This window comes from Rathayibacter sp. AY1A2, from assembly GCF_002930935.1.
Taxonomy (GTDB): Bacteria; Actinomycetota; Actinomycetes; order Actinomycetales; family Microbacteriaceae; genus Rathayibacter.
In genome coordinates this window covers 43,074-60,441 of sequence record NZ_PSTP01000018.1, presented here as the reverse complement: position 1 = coordinate 60,441, position 17,368 = coordinate 43,074, and the positions used below count along the sequence as shown (strand labels likewise).

Here is a 17,368-nt window from a genome sequence, read left to right as displayed (position 1 = left end):
CCCCCCCCCCTCGTCTGCGGCCGGTCCTCCGGCCCGACGCGAGCGGCTCCTCCTCCGGCCCGACGCGAGCGGCTCCTCCTCCGGCCCGACGCGAGCGGCTCCTCCTCCGGCGCTGCAGCGGCGTCCGTCAGCGCAGCGGCGTCCGGCAGCCCCGCGGTGTCCGTCAGCCCAGCAGCGGCAGCCGCCCGACGATCCTGTCGATCCGGTTCCTCGGCCCCACCAGGCTGACCGCGAGGTACTGCAGCTCGTCGGAGCCGCTCGCCGCCACCGCCTCCCGGTACTCGTTGTACACCCGGGTGGCCTGCGCCGACGCGGGCATGTCGGCGACGAACGTCCCGTCGTGCGCCTCGGCCTTCGCGCGGATCGCGAGCAGGGTCGCCGCGTCGGCGGCGAGGACCGTGCAGCCGGCCCACGGCAGACCGGGATGCAGCGATCCGGACGCGTCGGCGGGGCTCGGTCCGAGCAGCCCCGCGACGTGCGCGGCCGTCGCGGCGCCCACGCAGATCGCGGCGTTCACGGCGCGGCCGGCGGGGAGGGACTCGTCGACGACGACCACCCACTTGAGGCGGGCCGAGCGGGTGGGCGCGGCGGTGTCGATCTCGTCGGGGTGGAAGCCGACGGCGTCGGGGGCGGGGATGGTCATGATGCTCCTCGGTTCGTGCGCAGTGACGTCACGAACAGTAGGCAGGAGGGCTCCCCTTCGGCAGGATCTCCGTATGAACGACCAGCAGAACGGCCCAGGAGCGGCACTCGACGAACTCGACGTCCGGATCCTGCAGGTCCTGCAGTCGGATGCACGGATCACGAACCGTGACCTCGCAGCCGCCGTGCACGTCTCGCCGACCACCGCCCTCGACCGCACGAGGAGCCTCCGGCGCCGCGGCGTGATCACCGGCGCGACGCTCACTCTCGACTTCGCGGCCCTCGGGCGCGGCGTGCAGGCGCTGATCGCGGTCCGCATCCGTCCGCCGTCGCGCGAGATCATCGAGGCCTTCCGCGACTGGGTCGCCGGCCTCGACGAGACGGTCGGCGTGTTCGTCACCTCCGGCTCGGAGGACTTCATCATCCACGTCGCCGTCCGCGACAACCAGGACCTCTACGCCTTCGTCATCGACGAGCTGACGCAGCGCCGCGAGGTCGCCGACGTGCGCACCTCGGTCGTCTACGAGCACCTGCGCGAGCAGGTCGTCCTGCCACTGGAGCCGCACGGCCGCGCGGAGCGGTGAGGCGCCCGAGCGGCGTTCCGACGCGACACGCCGGGCGGATCAGTGGCAGCGCGCGGGATCGCGGGACGCAGAGGGCAGGGTGGAGGGGTGACAGAGCTCGTCCAGATCCCGTCGCCGGGCGTCGCCCTCGAGTACGGGCACCCCGGCCGGCCCGTGGTGGTCGTGCTGCACGACGTGTTCGGGCGCCTGCCGTGGCTGGAGCCGTTCGCCGAGGCCGTGGCGAAGCACGGCTACCACGTGCTCGTGCCCGACCTCTACGACGGCTGGGCCACGCTCGCCCCGGAGGACGCGCGCGACCTCGCCGCGATGGCCGCGCAGGACCGCACCCTCGCCGCCGTCGCCGAGGCGGTCGGCACCGGAGTCGCGGCCGGGGCGCCGCGCAGCGCCGTCATCGGCTTCGGCTTCGGCGGCCGCCTCGGGCTGCTCGCCGCGGGCACCGGGCTCGTGGACGCGGTGGTCGCGTACTACGCCACCCTCGGTGCGGAGGAGCACGTGCTGGTCCCGTGCCCCACCCTCCTGCACTACGCGCAGAGCGACGAGTGGCCCGCGGGCGACGACCCGGAGTCGTTCGTCGGACGGCTGAAGGAGTCGGGGACGCCGGTCACGGCGCACACCTACCCGGACACGCAGCGGCACTTCGCGAACGGCAACCTGCGCGACGCGGTCAGCCCCGCCTCCGCGGCGCTCGCCTACGCGCGGACGCTCTCGTTCCTCAATCCGCAGCTCATCGACACCTGAGCTCAGCCCTGCACGTCGTGCAGGTGGTGCTGGACGTCGTGCAGGTAGTAGCGGGCGATCGTGTCGACCGTGAACGCCGCGCCGTCGCTGCGGCGGCCTCGGCGCTGCCACTGGGCGCCGGCGACGGAGTCGAACACCTCGGCGATGCGCTCAGCCGCCTCGACCAGCTCGCGGCCGACCGTCGCGGGGTCCTGCTGGTCGTAGCGCTCCTCCACGGCGGTGACGTCCTGGTCCCAGTTGGGGTAGAGCGGGTCGTCGCCGGCGAGCATCAGCTGCACGCGGGTGCGGTAGATGCGATGCACGTCGCGCACGTGCGCGGCGTACTCGAGCGGCGACCAGGTCTCGTCGTCGGGCCGGCCCGCCGCATCGTCGCGGTCGAGCACGTAGGGCCAGGCGGCGGCGTTCTCGCGGATGAGCTCGGCGACCTCGTCGGCGTTGACGAGCGAGGCGTCGAAACCGCACTCGAGGCACGGGCGCTCGAGGACCCAGGTCCAGTCCTTGGTGTCGGGAGTGATCGGCATGGCACCAGAGTAGGGCGCCGCCGGATCAGCAGCGCGTCGGGGTCCCCTGCACGGCGCCGCGCTCGCCGTCGGCCGTCCACGGGAGCCGGGGCAGGCCCTCGGCTCCCGTCGCGGCTCCCTGCTCGACCGCGATGGCGGCCAGGGTGCGGGCGACCGTCGCGGCGAAGTCGCCGCCAGGCGTCGAGCTGTTGATCGAGACGGCCACGGTCAGGCCCGAGACCGGGTCGGAGTAGGCCGCGGTGACGAAGCCGGGCGCGAGACCCGAGAAGCCGCGGAGGGGTCCCGCCTCGTGCCCGCCGAGCCCGGCGCGGAGGTAGTCGGCGCGGCCCTGGCCCTGGACGACCGGGTCCTGCCACATGGCGTCGCCCGCGGGATCGGCCGCGAGCCCCGCCGCCAGCCGCCGGAGGTCCTCCAGATCGGTCAGCGCTCCGCCCGCGGCGCCGAGCGCGGACGGGGACGCGGCGGTGACGTCGAGCCGCACGTCGCAGCGCTTCTCCCCGGTCGCCGGGTCCAGCGCGACCGCGTAGCCGCGGGGGGACGGAGCGGGCAGGTCGACCTCGGAGGCGCCGGGCAGCTCCGTGCTGCGCAGCCCGTACCGCGGCACCACGTACTGGTCGTAGAGCTCCCCGATGCTCCGACCGGTCACCTGCGCGGCGACGATGCCGGCGAGCAGCGGACCGGTGGCGGAGTCGGACCACGCCGCTCCGGGCTCGGCCGAGGCGCCGCGCACCTGGGCCGCGGCGAGCAGCTCGAGCGTCGGCCACTGCCGCGGGGGGTTCTGGAGCACGGTCGGCCAGAGCGCCGAGCGGAAGTCGGCCAGGCCGGAGGTGTGCGCGCAGAGCTCGCGCAGCGTGAGGCCGTCGATGCCGGGCAGGGAGCGAAGCGTCTCGCCGACGTCGGCGTCGAGGTCGACCCGGCCGGAGTCGGCGAGGGCGAGGACCACGTCGCAGGTCATCGCCTCGGTGCCGCCGGTGCCGAGCCGCAGGTGCGCGTCGGTGGTGAGGGCGGTGGTGCGCTCGTCCGACTCCCAGCCGACCGCGCCCTCCCAGCTGCCGCCCCATGGCGACCAGACGCCGGCGACCGCTCCGGTCGCGCCGGCGACGCCGACCGTCTCGTCGAGGAACCCCGACAGGGCGGAGGCGAGCTCCTCCGACGCCGCCTGCGCGGGCGCCTCCGCCACGCGCGAGGCGGCGGCGGGCGTGCAGCCGGCCAGTGCGAGCACGAGGACCGGGACGACGAGCAGCCCCGTCCGCGTCCGTCTGCGAGATCCCATGCCGTGCGACTCCCCCGTCGTCTGCGAACGGCACCACTGTACGGGGGCTCCGTCGGGCCGGAGAGGGCCGCTGAGCGCCCGATCGCGATTCGTGTCCTGACCGTGACCGGCGGAGTCCACCCCGTTCCCAAACCGGCAGGCGCCCGGTTACGAAGAGAGGGAGTACAGCGCAGAGGCGCTGCTCGAAGGAGGTAAGAGACCATGCGCAGATCCCCCAATCGACTGCTGGCGACTCTCTTCGGAGCCGTCTACGTCGTCGTCGGGCTGCTCGGCTTCGTCGTGACCGGAGGCGTGCAGTTCCTCTCGACCGAAGGCGGGCTCCTGCTCGGCGTCTTCGAGGTGAACCCGCTGCACAACATCGCCCACCTGCTCATCGGAGGCGCGCTGCTGATCGCGGGCCTGTCGACCGTCGCCGCGGCGAAGACCGTCAACGTGACCGTCGGAGCGGTGTACCTGCTGCTCGGCATCGTCGGCTTCTTCCTGGTCGACACCGCTCTGAACGTGCTGGCGCTGAACACCGCCGACCACTTCCTGCACCTGGCCAGCGCGCTGGTGCTCCTGGGAGTCGGACTCGGCACCGAGAAGACGGCGAGGACGCGCACCACCGCGACCGCCTGACCCGGGCGGCACCCGCCGCCCCCCTCTACTCCGTCCGCCGTGGGCCCGCCGTTTTCCGCGGCGGACGGACTGAACGGCCCCGGACGACACGATGCGGTGTGTCGATCCGGGGCCTCCTCTTCTTCCCCGATCCAGCGAAGGAGCCGCCATGACCACCGTGGCCCGCTGCAACGCCGCTTTCGCCGGACTCGGCGCCGGGCTCGTCCACCTCTCGCTCGCCGCCGGCGGCGAGGGCGTGCAGGCTCCGGTGATCGGAGCGCTCGGTGCTGTCGAGATCCTCTGGGCGGTCCTCGTCCTGGCACGCGGCCGGATCGTCGTGCCGCGCTCCGCGCTGGTCGTCGCGGTCGCCTCCCTGGCGGCGTTCGCCCTCGCTCTGGCCCTCGGCGCACTCGCCGAGCCCCTCCCCGCGCTGGCCGCCGCGGTCCTCCAGCTGATCGCGGTCGCCGTGGTGGCCGTCTCGCTCCGCTCTCCGCGCGTCGAGGAGAAGGCCGTCTCGCCGTCGCGAGCTCTCGTCGGACTCCTGGCCGGCGCGCTCGCCGTCTCCGCCCTCGCCACCCCCGCCATGGCCGCCTCCTCGGGCGGCTCGGGCGACATGGGCGGGATGATGCACTCCGTCGTCGACGGCGGACACGGGCACTGACGCCTCTGGTCCCAGCGGCTCCGCTCGGCTAAGGTAAGGCAGTCCTCAGTCGCCGAGGGAGGCCACCGTGTCGAACGTCATCCCGTTCTCCGAGGCCCTGCGCCTGCGCATCGGGCAGTCCGGCGCGGACGACGAGGGCGCCGCCTTCATGACCTCGCTGATGACCGGCTCCGGCAGCCGCGACGACTACATCGCGCTCATCTCGCAGCACTACTTCGTCTACGAGGCCCTCGAGGCCGTGGCGGAGGACATGGCCGGCGATCCGGTCGCGGAGCCCTTCCTCTCGGCCAAGCTCACCCGGCTCCCCGCGATCGCGGAGGACCTGCGCTTCCTCGTCGGCGAGGACTGGCGCGAGCGCATCCGCCCGCTGCCCTCGACCAGCGCCTACGTCGACCGGATCCGCACCGTGGCCTCGGGCTGGAGCGGCGGCTTCGTCGCCCACCACTACACGCGCTACCTCGGTGACCTCTCCGGCTGCGCGATCGTCCGCGGGCTGCTGCAGCGGCGGTTCGGCTTCGAGACCAACGGCGTCGGCTTCTTCCTCTTCGGCGAGATCGCCGCACCGTCGGCCTTCCGCGCCACCTATCGCGAGCAGCTCGACGCCGCGGGCTGGGACGAGGAGGAGCGCGAGCGGGTCATCGCGGAGGTCGCGGAGGCGTACCGGCTGACGACGGAGCTGTTCCGCGATCTCGCCCGGACCTGCGCGGCGGCCTGAGGCCCCTGCTCCCACGTCCTCCGCGGGGCGTCAGTCCGCGGACGCCTCCGCGACGGCGGCCGGCTCGGCTCGCCGTTCGGACATGAAGCGCAGCACGTCCTTGTCGACGATGATGTCGCTCGGCCGGAGCGGCCGCGTCAGGTAGAGCCCCTCGAGGCTCGTGATGCGGCTGAGCGCCACGTAGGTCTGCCCGGGGGCGAAGGCGCGCTGCCCGAGGTCGACCACGGCGGAGTCGTAGGTCTTGCCCTGCGACTTGTGGATCGTGACCGCCCACGCCAGGCGGAGCGGGAACTGCGCGAACTCGGCGACGATCTCGCGGGTGAGCTTCTTCGTCGCGGCGGAGTAGGAGTAGCGGTAGCGCTCCCAGGTCGCGGGCTCGACCTCGTGGACCTCGCCGTCCACCTCGACCCACACCGTCCCCGCGACCTTCGTCACCCGGCCGATCGTGCCGTTCACCCAACGCTGCTCGGAGTCGTTGCGCAGGAACATCACGTGCGCGCCGATCTTGAGCTCGAGGTTCTGGTCCGCCGGATAGGCGCGCCCGCCGAAGTCGCCGCTGATCTCGGCCGAGGCGGTCTTCAGGGGGCCCTTCAGCCGCGCGAGCGCCGCCTGGTTGATGCGGTTGACCGTGTCGTTGCGGGTCGCGAGCGTGATCGCGTCGTCCGCCGGAGGCGTCCGCGCGCCCGCGGCGTTCAGCACGTCGGCGATCTCCTTCGTCACCATGCCGAAGCGGACCGCGTTGAGCATCCACTTGAAGCGCTCGTCGCTCTGCCGGTGGATCCGGCCGAGCTCGACGATCCGCAGCGGCGCCTCCTGCCAGACGAGGGCGTCGAAGAACCACAGCGAGCGGTAGCGGTCGGCGAAGTAGGCGCGCTCCTCCGGATCGCCGGGAACGGGTGCGAGCTGGAACGGGTCGCCGAAGAGGACGACCTGCACGCCCCCGAACGGCTCGGAGCGCCGCTGCCGCGCCTGCCGGAGGCTGCGGTCGATCCCGTCGAGCAGGTCGGCGTTGACCATGGAGATCTCGTCGATGACGAGCGTGTCGATGGTGTTGAGGAGCTTGCGCAGCTCGGGCGGCTGGTCGAGGTCGGAGTCGGCGATGACGCCGATCGGCAGTCGGAAGAGCGAGTGGATGGTCTGGCCGCCGACGTTCAGCGCCGCGACGCCGGTGGGGGCGCAGATGACGATCTGCTTGTCGGTGTTCCAGCTCAGGTGGTTGAGCAGGGTGGACTTGCCCGTGCCCGCGCGACCCGTGACGAACAGGTGCTCGCGCGTGTTCTCGATGAGGTCGAAGACCCGCTGCTGCTCGTCGGAGAGGGTCGGCTGAGTCACCGCTCCACTGTACCCGCGGGCCGCCGGGACCCCGGGGCCCGGGCGCGGATCAGCCGCGCTTCTGGAGGGCGGCCAGGCGGTCGTTGTAGGCCGTGAGCTCGGCCTCTCCGGTGCGGTCGGCCTGGCGGTCGCGGCGCTTGGTCTCGCGGGCGTCGGAGCGGCTCCACATCATCGCGACGACGATCGCGAGCGCGAGGGTGGGGATCTCGCCGATGCTCCACGCGATGCCGCCGGCCGCCTGCTGATCGGCGAGCGCGGAGGTGCCCCAGCCCATCGCTCCGTACCAGTCGGCGAGGAGCAGCCCCTCCCCCGTCATCAGTGCGAGGCCGAAGAAGGCGTGGAACGCCATGGTGCCCAGCAGCAGCAGCAGGCGCATCGCGTAGGGCACGCGGTGCACGCTCGGGTCCACTCCGATCAGGACGCTGACGAAGAGGTAGCCGGTGATCAGGAAGTGGACGATCATCCACTCGTGGCCGATGTGGTCCGTGGTGGCCCAGCGGAACAGCGGGGAGTAGTAGAAGCCCCAGAGCGACCCGACGAACAGCAGCGCGGCGACGATCGGGTGCGAGATCGCGGTGGCGAAGCGCGAGTGCACGGCGAGCAGCACCCACTCGCGGGCACCGCGGGAGCCGTCGGTGCGGCGGGCGGCGGCGCGGGCGATGAGCGTGACCGGTGCCGCCGGGACGAGCAGCAGCGGCACCGCCATGGTGAGGACCATGTGCGAGAGCATGTGGGCGCTGAACAGGTACTTCTCGTACGCGTTCACCCCGCCGTTCGTGATGTAGGCCAGGAGGAGCATGCCCGCGATCCAGAGGATCGTGCGGTGCAGGGGCCAGCGGTCGCCGCGGCGGTGCAGGCGCACCACTCCGGCGACGTAGAACGCGATGGCGAAGGAGCAGACCAGGAGCCAGACCAGGTCGATGTTCCAGAGCGTGAGGAAGTTCATCGCGCTCGCGGGCGGCGGCAGGGGCTCGCCCGTCAGCAGCTGGGCCGGGGTCGGATCCGTGAGCTGGCTCGCGGCGATCTGGTCGACCGGGGTCGCGGTGCGCGCGAGAGCCGCGGCGACTCCGGACGCGATCCCCATGAAGGCGATCTCGGCGCCGACGAGCCACCAGAAGCTGCGGCCGCCGACACCGCCGGCCTTCCGCATCCGCTCGATGAGGTAGCGGCGCTGCAGAACGCCGAACAGGCCCAGCGCGACCAGCGCCGCGACCTTGACCAGCACGAGGATCCCGTAGCCGGTCAGCAGGTTGTCGAGAGTGGCGAGCCGGAGCTCGGCGCTGACGTACCCGGACGCCGCGACCACGACGAAGCTCACGAGCGCGAGGCTGGAGTAGCGCTCGATCACGGGCAGCAGGCGGGAGCCGCCGAGCAGGGGCCGCAGGGCGATGACGGTGATGAGGCCGCCCAGCCAGATCGCCGCGAAGACGAGGTGCAGGCCCAGCGCCGTGACGGCGGCGTCGTGCCCGCTCGCTCCCGCCGCGTGCCCCTGCTGCGCCATCGGCAGCAGCGTGAGCAGGGCCAGGCCCGTGACGAAGACGAGCGCGGTCTGGTTGCGGACGGCGAAGCAGAGGACGGTGACGACGGCCGCGAGCAGCGTCGTGATGAGCCAGGCCTGGCCGACCTCGATGCTGCCGATGAAGTAGCTGAGCTTGGTGCCGAAGTCGCGGTCGAGGCTCAGGGGCGTCTGCGTGACGTTGAGGAAGGTGAGGAACCCGGTCACCGCGCTGGCCGCCGCGAAGAAGGCGGCGCTGGCGGCGGCGACGTCGAGGGCGATCGAGAACTCGGTGCGCGGCTCGGGCGCGGCCTCGGCGGGCGCGGGGCGCGCGGGGGCGACCGCGGTGCGCGTCGATCCGGCGCGGGAGGAGGACTGGCCGCCGCGCGAGGACTGGCCGCCGCGCGAGGAGGCGTGAGCGGTCGAAGATCGGGACGAGGACCGGGCGTCGCGGGCGGCGGCGGCGCGGGGGCTCAGCGCGAACAGCGTCAGCACGAGCGAGCCGATCATCCCCGCGGCGCCGAGATTGACGGCCAGCTTGGCGATCGGGAGGCCGTAGCGGACCACGGGGCCGGGATCGTTCAGCAGCGGAGCCGCGGCTCCCCCTCCGAAGGCCAGGGCCGCGAGGAGGGCGACGAGCGCTGCGGCGACGAGCACGAGGGCAGGGCCGACGATCCGGACGGTTCGATTCACCGGTCCAGCCTACGTTCCGCGGCTGATCGGCAGCCGCGTCCGCGGACGATCGGCGGCCGCGTCCGCGGACGACGACGGCCCCGGCGCAGTGCCGGGGCCGTGTCGGAGGGCGCGACTACTTCGCGGCGGCCTTGAGCTTGGTGCCCGCGGAGACCTTGACCGAGTGGCCGGCGGCGATCTGGATGGTCTCGCCGGTCTGCGGGTTGCGGCCGGTGCGCGCGGCGCGGGAGGTGCGCTCGACGGCGATCCAGCCGGGGATGGTGACCTTCACGTCGTTCGACACGGAGTCGGCGAGGGTGGTGAAGAGCGAGTCGAGGACGCCGTTGACGGCGGCCTGGCTCTGGCCGGAGTCGGCGGCGATCTTCGCGACGAGCTCGGTGCGGTTGAGCGACTTGTCAGCCATGGAGTGTCCTCCCAGGACGTTCTCGCTGTCGGAACAGCTGGTTTCGATGGATCGTCCTCGGCCGGGGACGGACGTCCTCAACCGGTCGGACCGTCGGTAACCTACCAGCCCCGCCCCGGATCTCCGGCGATTCCGGCCTCGAGACGCCCGGAACGACGCCGATCGCGCCGGTCGGTCCCTCCACAGGAGGCGCTCGGCGCCTCTCGTCCACCGATCCGCCGATCGCCTCTCCGCAGAGTCCGCCGCCTGACGAGGATCGGCTCATGACGACGACGGCACTCCTCCCTCCATCCGCTCCGGCCGACGCGGCCCTCCCCCGGCCGCCCCGGCGGCACCCTCCCGCTAGCCGGCAGTACGAGCCCGGTCTCGCCGCGCTCGCGCTGGGCCTGCTCGCGCTCGCGTCCTCCGTGCATCCGCTCTGGGCCCTCCCCGCCGTCGCCGTGGCGGTCGCCGCGGTGATCGCGTCCGTGCGGGCGCTGCGGTGGGCGGGCGAGCGGAGGAGCGCGGTGGCCGGGCTCGCCTGCGCGGCTCTCGCACTGCTCGTCTGCTCCGTCACGGCACCCGCCTCCGTGCGGGCGGGCCTGGCCGTGCTGGCCTGGATCACCGCCCTGCGGCCCGGCCCGTGAGCGGGCGCGGCTCCGGTCCAGCCCGCCTCGCTACAGTGACGGCGGCCCGCGCCCGAGCGGGCCGGGAGGACGGCCACGATGGCTCAGACGGACGGTTGGATCTCGACGGCGATCTGGTGGCACGTCTACCCGCTCGGCTTCACGGGCGCCGAGGCGAGCGCCTCGGAGGGTCCGGGTCCGGACGACGAGCCGCAGCACCGCCTCCGCGCCCTGCTCCCCTGGCTCGACGACCTGCTGGCGCTGGGCTGCAACGGGCTGCTGCTCGGGCCGGTCTTCGCCTCCTCCACCCACGGCTACGACACGGTCGACCACTTCCGGGTCGATCCCCGCCTCGGCGACGAGGCAGACCTCGACGCGCTGATCGCCGCGTGCCGCGAGCGCGGGATCCGGGTGCTGCTCGACGGGGTCTTCAACCACGTGGGACGGGAGCACCCCTGGTGGCGTGCCGCGGTCGCGGCCGGCGAGGGCTCCCCCGAGGCGGCGCGCTTCTCCCGCAGCGAGCGGTCGCAGGAGGTCGACGGCCTCCGCGTCGACGTGTTCGAGGGGCACGACGCCCTGGTCGAGCTCGACAACGGGAACCCCGAGGTCGCGGAGCACGTGTCGTCCGTGCTCGCGCACTGGCTCGAGCGGGGCATCGACGGCTGGCGGCTCGACGCGGCGTACGCGGTCGCGCCGGCGGCCTGGCACGCGGCGATCGACCCGGTGCGGCAGCGCTTCCCCGACGCGTGGTTCGTCGGCGAGGTCATCCACGGCGACTACACCGGCTACGTGCGGGAGTCCGGGCTCGACTCGGTCACGCAGTACGAGCTCTGGAAGGCCGTCCGCAACTCCCTCGAGGAGGTGAACCTCTTCGAGCTGGCCTGGTCCGTGAAGCGCCACGACGACTTCGTCCGCGAGTTCCTGCCCCTGACCTTCGTCGGCAACCACGACGTGACCCGGATCGCCAGCGCCGTCAGCGACGAGCGCCACCACGGCCACGCCACGGCGATCCTCGGCTTCGTCGCCGGCGTGCCGAGCATCTACTCCGGCGACGAGCGGGGCCTGCGCGGCGTCAAGGAGGAGCGGATCGGCGGCGACGACGCGATCCGCCCGGAGTTCCCGGCCGATCCCGCCGAGTGGCCGGGCGGAGAGGCCTACCGCGCCCACCAGGAGGTCGTCGCGTTCCGCCGACGGAACCCGTGGCTGGTCGGCGCGAGCACCCGCACGGTCGACCTCTCCAACACCGCCGTGCTGCTCGTGGCGGAGGGCCCGGAGGGACGCACCGCGCGGCTCGCGCTGAACATCGGCGACCAGACGGCGACCATCGGCGGCGTCCAGGTCGCTCCCCACTCCTGGTCGCTGCACGACTGACCCGGCGCGCGGGCGGCCCGGCAGTGCGCGACGGAGCGTCGACCTTCAGGGGCCTGTCCTCTACGCTCGGGCGCATGCCGAGACCTGCACGAGGACCCTCCGACGGACGAGCCGACTCGATCGACGACGCCGGGATGCCGGCGTCCGGACTCGAGCAGGCGTTCGCCGCCCCCGTCGACCCGGAGAGCGACCCCGGACCGGGCGAGAGGAGCGGCCTCTCGAGCCGCATCGCCCAGGAGCTGCTCGAGGACGGCTTCGGCCTCGACGCGAGCGACGAGGAGGCCCCGTCCCGCGCCGTCGAGATCGACGATCCCTCCCGCGCCGTCGGTGACGATCCCGCCCACCCCGTGCACGGCTCGATGTCCGGCGAGTTCGAGCGCCGCTGAGCCCGGCCGCCCTCGGTCGGTCGTCGTCGGCCCTGCTCCGCCCTCCGGCCGTCGTCACCCCGCCGGTACCGCGCCGCCCGCCGCCGGAGCCGGGTCCGGGCCGCCCGCCTGCAGCTCGGCGAGGAACCCGGGCCGGAGCACGCGCGCCTCGATCGACGCGGCTCCCGAGGTCCAGCCGTCGCCGAGCGGACGCTCGGGCGTGAGGAGCACGTGGCCCGGCGTCCCTGCTCGGCCGAGGACGGCGGCGACGCGGCCCTCCGGATCGTAGAGGGCGTGGTCGACGAGCGGCCCGTAGACGGCGTGCACCGCGAAGTCCTCGCGGCTGCCGAGAAGGACGGGCAGCAGCTCCTCGCCCGGGCGCAGGCCGTGGGGCCACCAGCGGAAGCGCTCGACGAGCTCGTGGCAGGCGGCGCACGAAGGCGAGAAGAAGACGAGGTGCGTCGCCGGGCGGGACAGCTCCTCGAGCGTCAGGAGCTCGCCGGCCACCGTGACGAACGCGAGGTCGGCGGCCGAGAGGTCGCCCTCATGCGCGGGCCCCGGCGCGGACTCCCTGTCGGCTGCGGACAGGCGGGCGGCCGCCCGGACGCGAGCGGCCGTCGACGCCGCACGGCGGTCGCGCACCAGCACGAGCGAGACCGCGGCGAGAGCGGCGGCGAGCCCGGACGCCGCCGCCGAGGCACCGCCGCCGCCGAGCAGCGCGGCCGGAGCGAGCCCGCCGAGCGCCCCGGCGACCGCCAGCGCGAGCAGCACCGCGTTCCTCGCGACGGTGCGTCCGGTCATCCGCGCCGAGCCCAGACCGCCGAAGCACTCGCAGTCGACGTCCTCCGCCGCGCGGACCGCGCGGACGGCGACGACGAGGAACACGGCGTCGAGGAGCGCCACCGGCACGAGGGCGGTACGGTGCGCCGGAGCGGGCGCCAGCACCACCGCGGCGCCCAGCGCGATCTCGACGACGGGGAAGGCGGCCGCGAACCAGCCGCGGCGCCGGAGGAGGAGGGGGACCCCGAGCGCCTCGAGGGTCGCCCGGAACCGCTCCGCGCGGCCGAGCTTCAGGGCACCGCTGACGACGAGCACCGCGCCCGCGCACCACCCGGCGATCGCGAGAACCGCCTCCAGCATCCGTCGCCCTCCTCGCTCGGCATCGACCCGCGCGACGCTACCGGCGCGGACCGGCCTCCCGCGGCCGAGGCGGGGAACGGGGCGGAGACGGCGCGATCCGGCGCGTTCCGCCCTCCGGACGAGCCGTTGCCGGTGCATCCGGTGCCCCGATCCGGCCAGGCGCGGCGCCCCCGGGCTCTCTCCCGGTCCCGGACGGCCGCTCAGCCGTACACTGCGAGAGGATCGGAGGGGTCATGCGGGGACGGCGAGCGCGCGACGAGCGGCACGGCACGGCGACGACCCCGCCTGCGGACGCCGCTCCCCCGGCAGCGGTCCCGGCTCCGGCCCTCGCGGACTCGCCGGACGACGCCTCGAGCGACGTCTCGACCGGGATGCGGATCGCCGCCGCCTGGTCGTGGCGCTTCCTCGCCGTCGCCGGGCTCCTCTACCTCCTCGTGCGCCTCGTCTCGCTGCTGCCCGTGATCGTCGTGCCGGTGCTGATCGCGCTGCTGCTCACCGCGCTCCTCACCCCGCTGCGGAACCGGCTCGAGCGCCTGCGGCTCCCCCGCCCGCTCGCGGTCCTGGTCTCGATCGTCCTGATGCTCCTCCTGCTGACCGGCCTCGTCGGGCTGGTGATCGTGCAGTCGCGCTCCGGCTTCAGCGGAGTGGGGCAGCGCGCTCTCGACGCGGTCGACGGCGTCGAGGCGTGGCTGCGGAGCCCGCCGCTGTCGTTCTCGGACGTCCAGCTCTCGGACTGGGCGCAGCGCGCGGTCGACTGGGCCGACGCGCAGGCGTCGACGATCGCGTCCGGGGCCCTCGCCGTCGGCTCCCAGCTGGCCGAGGTCTTCGCCGGAACCCTCCTCACCCTGTTCTCGCTGATCTTCCTGCTCCTCGACGGCCGCCGCATCTGGCACTGGTTCCTCCGCCTCCTCCCCCGCCGCGCCCGCCCGGCGATGGAGCGCGGCGGCGCCGCCGGCTGGCGGACCCTCAGCCAGTTCGTGATCGCGCAGCTCGGCGTCGCCGGGATCAACGCCGTCGGCATCGGCATCGGCGCGCTCGCGCTGCAGCTGCCGCTCGTCGTGCCGATCGCGATCGTGGTGTTCCTCGGCTCGTTCGTCCCTATCCTCGGCGCGATCGTGACCGGTGCGCTCGCCGCACTGGTCGCGCTGCTGTTCAGCGGGCCCGTCGCCGCGCTGGTGATGGTCGGCGTCGTGATCCTGGTGCACCTGCTCGAGGGGCACGTGCTGCAGCCGCTCATCCTCGGGACCGCCGTGAAGGTGCATCCGCTCGCCGTGGTGCTCGGAGTCGCGACCGGGCTCGAGGTGGCCGGGCTCGCCGGGGCGCTGTTCGCGGTGCCGACCATCGCGACGCTGAACGCGGCGGTCACCGCCATGCGGGCGCGCACGCCCGGAGCGGAGTGAGCGCGTTCGATCCGGCCGCCCGACCCGGATCGACGGTGCTGCCCGCCCTCGCCTGCCCGGTCTGCGGCGGCGCGCTCGCCCCCGACGCGCTCCCCCGCCCCTCCTCGCTCCGCTGCCCCCTCGGGCACAGCGCCGACCTCGCGCGCCAGGGCTACGCCTCGCTGCTGCGCGGGAGGCACGCGACCTCGGGCGACACCGCGGCGATGGTGCAGGCCCGCGCCGACCTGCTCGGCTCCGGCCACTACCGGGTGATCCAGGACGCGGTCGCCGCGGCCGTCCCCGCCGGCGCGCGGCTCGTGGTCGACCTCGGCTGCGGCACCGGGGCGTACCTCGCGGCCGCGCTCGAGGCGCATCCGGCGGCGGACGGGCTGGGCCTGGACCTCTCGGCCCCGGCCGCCCGCCGCGCCGCCCGCGCGCACCCCCGGGCGGCGATCGCGACCGCGGACCTCTGGCAGCCCCTCCCGCTGGCCGACGCCTCCGCCGACGCGCTGCTCACCGTCTTCGCGCCGCGGAACGCCCCGGAGATGCGGCGGGTGCTCCGTCCGGGCGGCGTCGCCGTCGTCGTCACTCCGCGCGAGAGGCACCTGCACGAGATCCGCGAGCGGTTCGGGATGCTCGGCATCGACGCCGGCAAGGCGGAGCGGCTCGACGAGCAGCTGGCGGGGTTCGCGCTCGAGGAGCGCATCGAGCTCGACACGACGGTGCTGATGAGCGTCGACGAGCTGCGCGCCGAGGTGCTGATGGGGCCGAGTGCCCACCACGTGGATCCCGAGGCGCTGGACGCTCGGCTCGCGGCGGTGGAGGGGACGACCGCGGTGACGGTCGCGGTCACCGTGTCGCGCTTCGTGCGCGCGGAGTAGCGGCGGGCGCGCCGCCGGCCCCGCGTCAGTACGTCTCGCGCAGGCGCTCCTGGTCGACCACCGCTTCGCGGTCCGCGAGGCGGCGCAGGCCCGCGAGGGGCTGGGCCATCCGGTGGTTGCCGCGGAGGACCGGCTCGGCCCGGTCGAGGAAGGCCCAGTACCCGGCGGTCACCGGGCAGGCGTTCTCGCCCAGGCGCACCTTCGGGTCGAAGCGGCAGCCGCCGCAGTAGTCGGACATCCGGTTGATGTAGGCGCCGCCCGAGGCGTACGGCTTCGTCGCGACGACGCCGCCGTCGGCGTGCTGGGACATCCCGATCACGTTCGCCGGCATCACCCACTCCGTGCCGTCGACGAAGACGTCCACGAACCAGTCGTTGAGCTCCGCCGGATCCCACCCCCGCTGCAGCCCCCAGTTGCCGAGCACCATCAGGCGCTGGATGTGGTGCGCCCAGCCGTGCCGGTGCACGTCGTCGAGCGTCTCGTGCAGGCAGTTCGCCTCGATGCCGCTCGGGTCGAGAGCGAGCAGCTCGGCGGGCAGCGGCGTGGAGGCGCCGAGCGCGCGGCTGCGGTTCCGGTACTCCGGCCCGAGGTGCCAGAACAGGTTCCAGACGTAGTCGCGCCAGCCGAGGATCTGGCGGATGAACCCCTCCGTCGCCGCGATGGGCGCGCCCCCGGCGGCGTACTCCGCCTCGGCCGCCTCGACGACCGTCCGCGGATCGAGCACGCCGAGGTTCATCGGGGCGCTGAGCAACGAGTGCGCCATCGTCCAGTCGCCCGAGAGCATCGCGTCCTCGTAGGTCCCGAAGTCGCCCAGGCGCGACGACACGAAGTCGGCGAGCGCCGCTTCGGCCTCGGCGGGCGTCGCGGCGAAGCGGCGCGGACCGTCGGCGCCGACCAGGCGGACCGCCCCCTCGGCCTCCCAGCGCGCGAGGTCGGCGCGCACCTCCTCGTCGATGTCGTCCTCCTCCGGCCACCACGGGTCGGGCAGGCCGAGCCGGGAGGCGCCCTTGGGCGGAGGCTGGCGGTTGTCGTGGTCGTAGTTCCAGCGGCCGCCCTCGGGCTGGTCCCCGCGCATCAGCACGCCGGTGCGCTCGCGGCTCCACCGGTAGAAGTCCTCCAGCAGCAGGCGCTTGCCCGTCCGGGAGAGCGCCCACTCGCGGAAGTCCTCCTCGGCCGTGATGAAGCCGCGGCTGGGCAGGACGCTCATGCCGAGCCTGCGGGCGAGGCGGCGGCCGCCGCGGGTCGGCGGGTCGATCACCTCGAGGTCGTCGCGCCCGGCGAGGGCCTCGCCGAAGGTCTCGGAGCGGACGTACTCGGCGCGGTCCCCGAGCTCGCGGGCGCGGTGGCGGAGCGCCGACAGCAGCAGCTGCGCCTTGGCGCGGTGCATCGGGCGGCGCCCGAACGCCGATCGGGCCTCGACCAGCAGCATCGGACCGCCGTCGTCGAAGGCCGGTCCGAGCTGGCCGATGACGCTCCAGCGGGTGCGAGGGGGTCTGCTCATCCTCGGAGGCTAGGCGGACGGATCCGGCGCCGGTAGGAGTTGCGCGGCACGGATGTGCAGCCGCCACGTCTTGCACCCCCGCCCCCGATGCAGAAGTCTCGGAGCGAGCGCGGCCGATCCGACCGCGCACCGACGCGACGAAGCGAGGAGGCCGCCATGGCCCACCACGACCACGACAACGAGCACCACGAGGGTCACGAGCACCACGACCACCACGAGGGTCACGACGAGCACACCGCCGGCCACGGCCGTCACGTCGCCGAGGGCACGAGCACGGAGGACACCGAGGGCGGCGAGTACACCTCGACGGAGGGCGTCTCGCACACCGCCGGCGAGGCCGAGGGCAGCTACGTCGACACCTCGGTGAACGAGCAGAGCACCGCCGACAAGGGCAGCTACGTCGACACCAGCGCCGCGGGCACCTCCGCCGAGGGCGAGGGCGAGTACACCGACCGCGACGAGTGACCCGCGC

19 protein-coding genes are annotated in these 17,368 nt (G+C 74.0%); 11 read left to right on the top strand and 8 right to left on the bottom strand.

Annotation, left to right across the window (positions count from 1 at the left end; all coding sequences use genetic code 11):
• Positions 1–163: 163 nt before the first annotated feature.
• Complete coding sequence (locus tag C5B93_RS13695) at positions 164–643, bottom strand: DUF2000 domain-containing protein (protein WP_104292699.1); 480 nt, start codon at positions 641–643, stop codon at positions 164–166.
• 73 nt (positions 644–716) lie between these two features.
• On the opposite strand from C5B93_RS13695, the gene C5B93_RS13690 reads away from it, so the two are divergent.
• Both C5B93_RS13690 and C5B93_RS13685 read left to right on the top strand, forming a co-directional pair.
• A complete protein-coding gene (locus C5B93_RS13690; RefSeq protein ID WP_104255349.1) occupies positions 717–1,226 on the top strand; it encodes an Lrp/AsnC family transcriptional regulator in 510 nt (169 codons plus the stop codon).
• An 87-nt stretch (positions 1,227–1,313) separates the two neighbouring features.
• Positions 1,314–1,964 carry a dienelactone hydrolase family protein gene (locus C5B93_RS13685; RefSeq protein ID WP_104237610.1) on the top strand — a complete coding sequence of 217 codons (651 nt, stop codon included), beginning with the start codon at positions 1,314–1,316 and terminating at the stop codon, positions 1,962–1,964.
• 2 nt (positions 1,965–1,966) lie between these two features.
• Here C5B93_RS13685 and C5B93_RS13680 read toward each other — a convergent pair whose 3' ends face one another.
• Together C5B93_RS13680 and C5B93_RS13675 are read right to left on the bottom strand one after the other, a co-directional pair.
• The gene (locus C5B93_RS13680) at positions 1,967–2,485 is read right to left on the bottom strand and encodes a DinB family protein (RefSeq protein ID WP_104292698.1); all 519 of its coding nucleotides are present in this window, start codon (positions 2,483–2,485) and stop codon (positions 1,967–1,969) included.
• A 25-nt stretch (positions 2,486–2,510) separates the two neighbouring features.
• Positions 2,511–3,758, bottom strand: coding sequence for a serine hydrolase (locus tag C5B93_RS13675; RefSeq protein WP_104292697.1), 1,248 nt, complete (start codon positions 3,756–3,758; stop codon positions 2,511–2,513).
• Between the two features lie 201 nt (positions 3,759–3,959).
• Between C5B93_RS13675 and C5B93_RS13670 the strand changes: the two genes are divergently transcribed.
• The 3 genes from C5B93_RS13670 to C5B93_RS13660 all read left to right on the top strand — a co-directional run bounded on the left by C5B93_RS13670 (position 3,960) and on the right by C5B93_RS13660 (position 5,731).
• Positions 3,960–4,376, top strand: coding sequence for a DUF4383 domain-containing protein (locus tag C5B93_RS13670; RefSeq protein ID WP_104292696.1), 417 nt, complete (start codon positions 3,960–3,962; stop codon positions 4,374–4,376).
• A gap of 148 nt (positions 4,377–4,524) precedes the next feature.
• Positions 4,525–5,016: a hypothetical protein gene (locus tag C5B93_RS13665; protein ID WP_104292695.1), complete on the top strand. Its 492-nt coding sequence runs from the start codon at positions 4,525–4,527 to the stop codon at positions 5,014–5,016.
• A 67-nt stretch (positions 5,017–5,083) separates the two neighbouring features.
• Positions 5,084–5,731: a heme oxygenase (biliverdin-producing) gene (locus C5B93_RS13660; protein WP_104226125.1), complete on the top strand. Its 648-nt coding sequence runs from the start codon at positions 5,084–5,086 to the stop codon at positions 5,729–5,731.
• A gap of 30 nt (positions 5,732–5,761) precedes the next feature.
• Here C5B93_RS13660 and C5B93_RS13655 read toward each other — a convergent pair whose 3' ends face one another.
• The 3 genes from C5B93_RS13655 to C5B93_RS13645 all read right to left on the bottom strand — a co-directional run bounded on the left by C5B93_RS13655 (position 5,762) and on the right by C5B93_RS13645 (position 9,654).
• Positions 5,762–7,063: an ATP-dependent RecD-like DNA helicase gene (locus tag C5B93_RS13655; RefSeq protein WP_104222908.1), complete on the bottom strand. Its 1,302-nt coding sequence runs from the start codon at positions 7,061–7,063 to the stop codon at positions 5,762–5,764.
• 49 nt (positions 7,064–7,112) lie between these two features.
• Positions 7,113–9,251, bottom strand: a complete 2,139-nt coding sequence (locus C5B93_RS13650; protein WP_258060447.1) for a bifunctional copper resistance protein CopD/cytochrome c oxidase assembly protein — start codon at positions 9,249–9,251, stop codon at positions 7,113–7,115.
• 115 nt (positions 9,252–9,366) lie between these two features.
• A complete protein-coding gene (locus C5B93_RS13645; protein ID WP_056037903.1) occupies positions 9,367–9,654 on the bottom strand; it encodes an HU family DNA-binding protein in 288 nt (95 codons plus the stop codon).
• 263 nt (positions 9,655–9,917) lie between these two features.
• Between C5B93_RS13645 and C5B93_RS13640 the strand changes: the two genes are divergently transcribed.
• From C5B93_RS13640 to C5B93_RS13630, 3 genes are all read left to right on the top strand, one after another.
• Positions 9,918–10,280, top strand: coding sequence for a hypothetical protein (locus C5B93_RS13640; protein WP_104292694.1), 363 nt, complete (start codon positions 9,918–9,920; stop codon positions 10,278–10,280).
• A gap of 78 nt (positions 10,281–10,358) precedes the next feature.
• A complete protein-coding gene (locus C5B93_RS13635) occupies positions 10,359–11,630 on the top strand; it encodes an alpha-amylase family glycosyl hydrolase (protein WP_104292693.1) in 1,272 nt (423 codons plus the stop codon).
• A gap of 74 nt (positions 11,631–11,704) precedes the next feature.
• Positions 11,705–12,016: a hypothetical protein gene (locus C5B93_RS13630; RefSeq protein WP_146078496.1), complete on the top strand. Its 312-nt coding sequence runs from the start codon at positions 11,705–11,707 to the stop codon at positions 12,014–12,016.
• Positions 12,017–12,070: 54 nt separating this feature from the next.
• On the opposite strand, the gene C5B93_RS13625 is transcribed toward C5B93_RS13630, so the two are convergent.
• Positions 12,071–13,135: a MauE/DoxX family redox-associated membrane protein gene (locus C5B93_RS13625; protein ID WP_104233069.1), complete on the bottom strand. Its 1,065-nt coding sequence runs from the start codon at positions 13,133–13,135 to the stop codon at positions 12,071–12,073.
• A gap of 233 nt (positions 13,136–13,368) precedes the next feature.
• Here C5B93_RS13625 and C5B93_RS13620 point away from each other — a divergent pair, with 233 nt between their 5' ends.
• Both C5B93_RS13620 and C5B93_RS13615 read left to right on the top strand, forming a co-directional pair.
• Positions 13,369–14,535: an AI-2E family transporter gene (locus C5B93_RS13620; RefSeq protein WP_104292692.1), complete on the top strand. Its 1,167-nt coding sequence runs from the start codon at positions 13,369–13,371 to the stop codon at positions 14,533–14,535.
• The gene (locus C5B93_RS13615; RefSeq protein WP_104233067.1) at positions 14,532–15,395 is read left to right on the top strand and encodes a methyltransferase domain-containing protein; all 864 of its coding nucleotides are present in this window, start codon (positions 14,532–14,534) and stop codon (positions 15,393–15,395) included. Before C5B93_RS13620 ends, C5B93_RS13615 begins: the two co-directional genes overlap by 4 nt.
• A gap of 25 nt (positions 15,396–15,420) precedes the next feature.
• On the opposite strand, the gene C5B93_RS13610 is transcribed toward C5B93_RS13615, so the two are convergent.
• Positions 15,421–16,896, bottom strand: coding sequence for a cryptochrome/photolyase family protein (locus C5B93_RS13610; RefSeq protein WP_104292691.1), 1,476 nt, complete (start codon positions 16,894–16,896; stop codon positions 15,421–15,423).
• A gap of 156 nt (positions 16,897–17,052) precedes the next feature.
• On the opposite strand from C5B93_RS13610, the gene C5B93_RS13605 reads away from it, so the two are divergent.
• The gene (locus C5B93_RS13605; protein ID WP_181027115.1) at positions 17,053–17,361 is read left to right on the top strand and encodes a hypothetical protein; all 309 of its coding nucleotides are present in this window, start codon (positions 17,053–17,055) and stop codon (positions 17,359–17,361) included.
• The last annotated feature ends 7 nt before the right edge of the window (positions 17,362–17,368 follow it).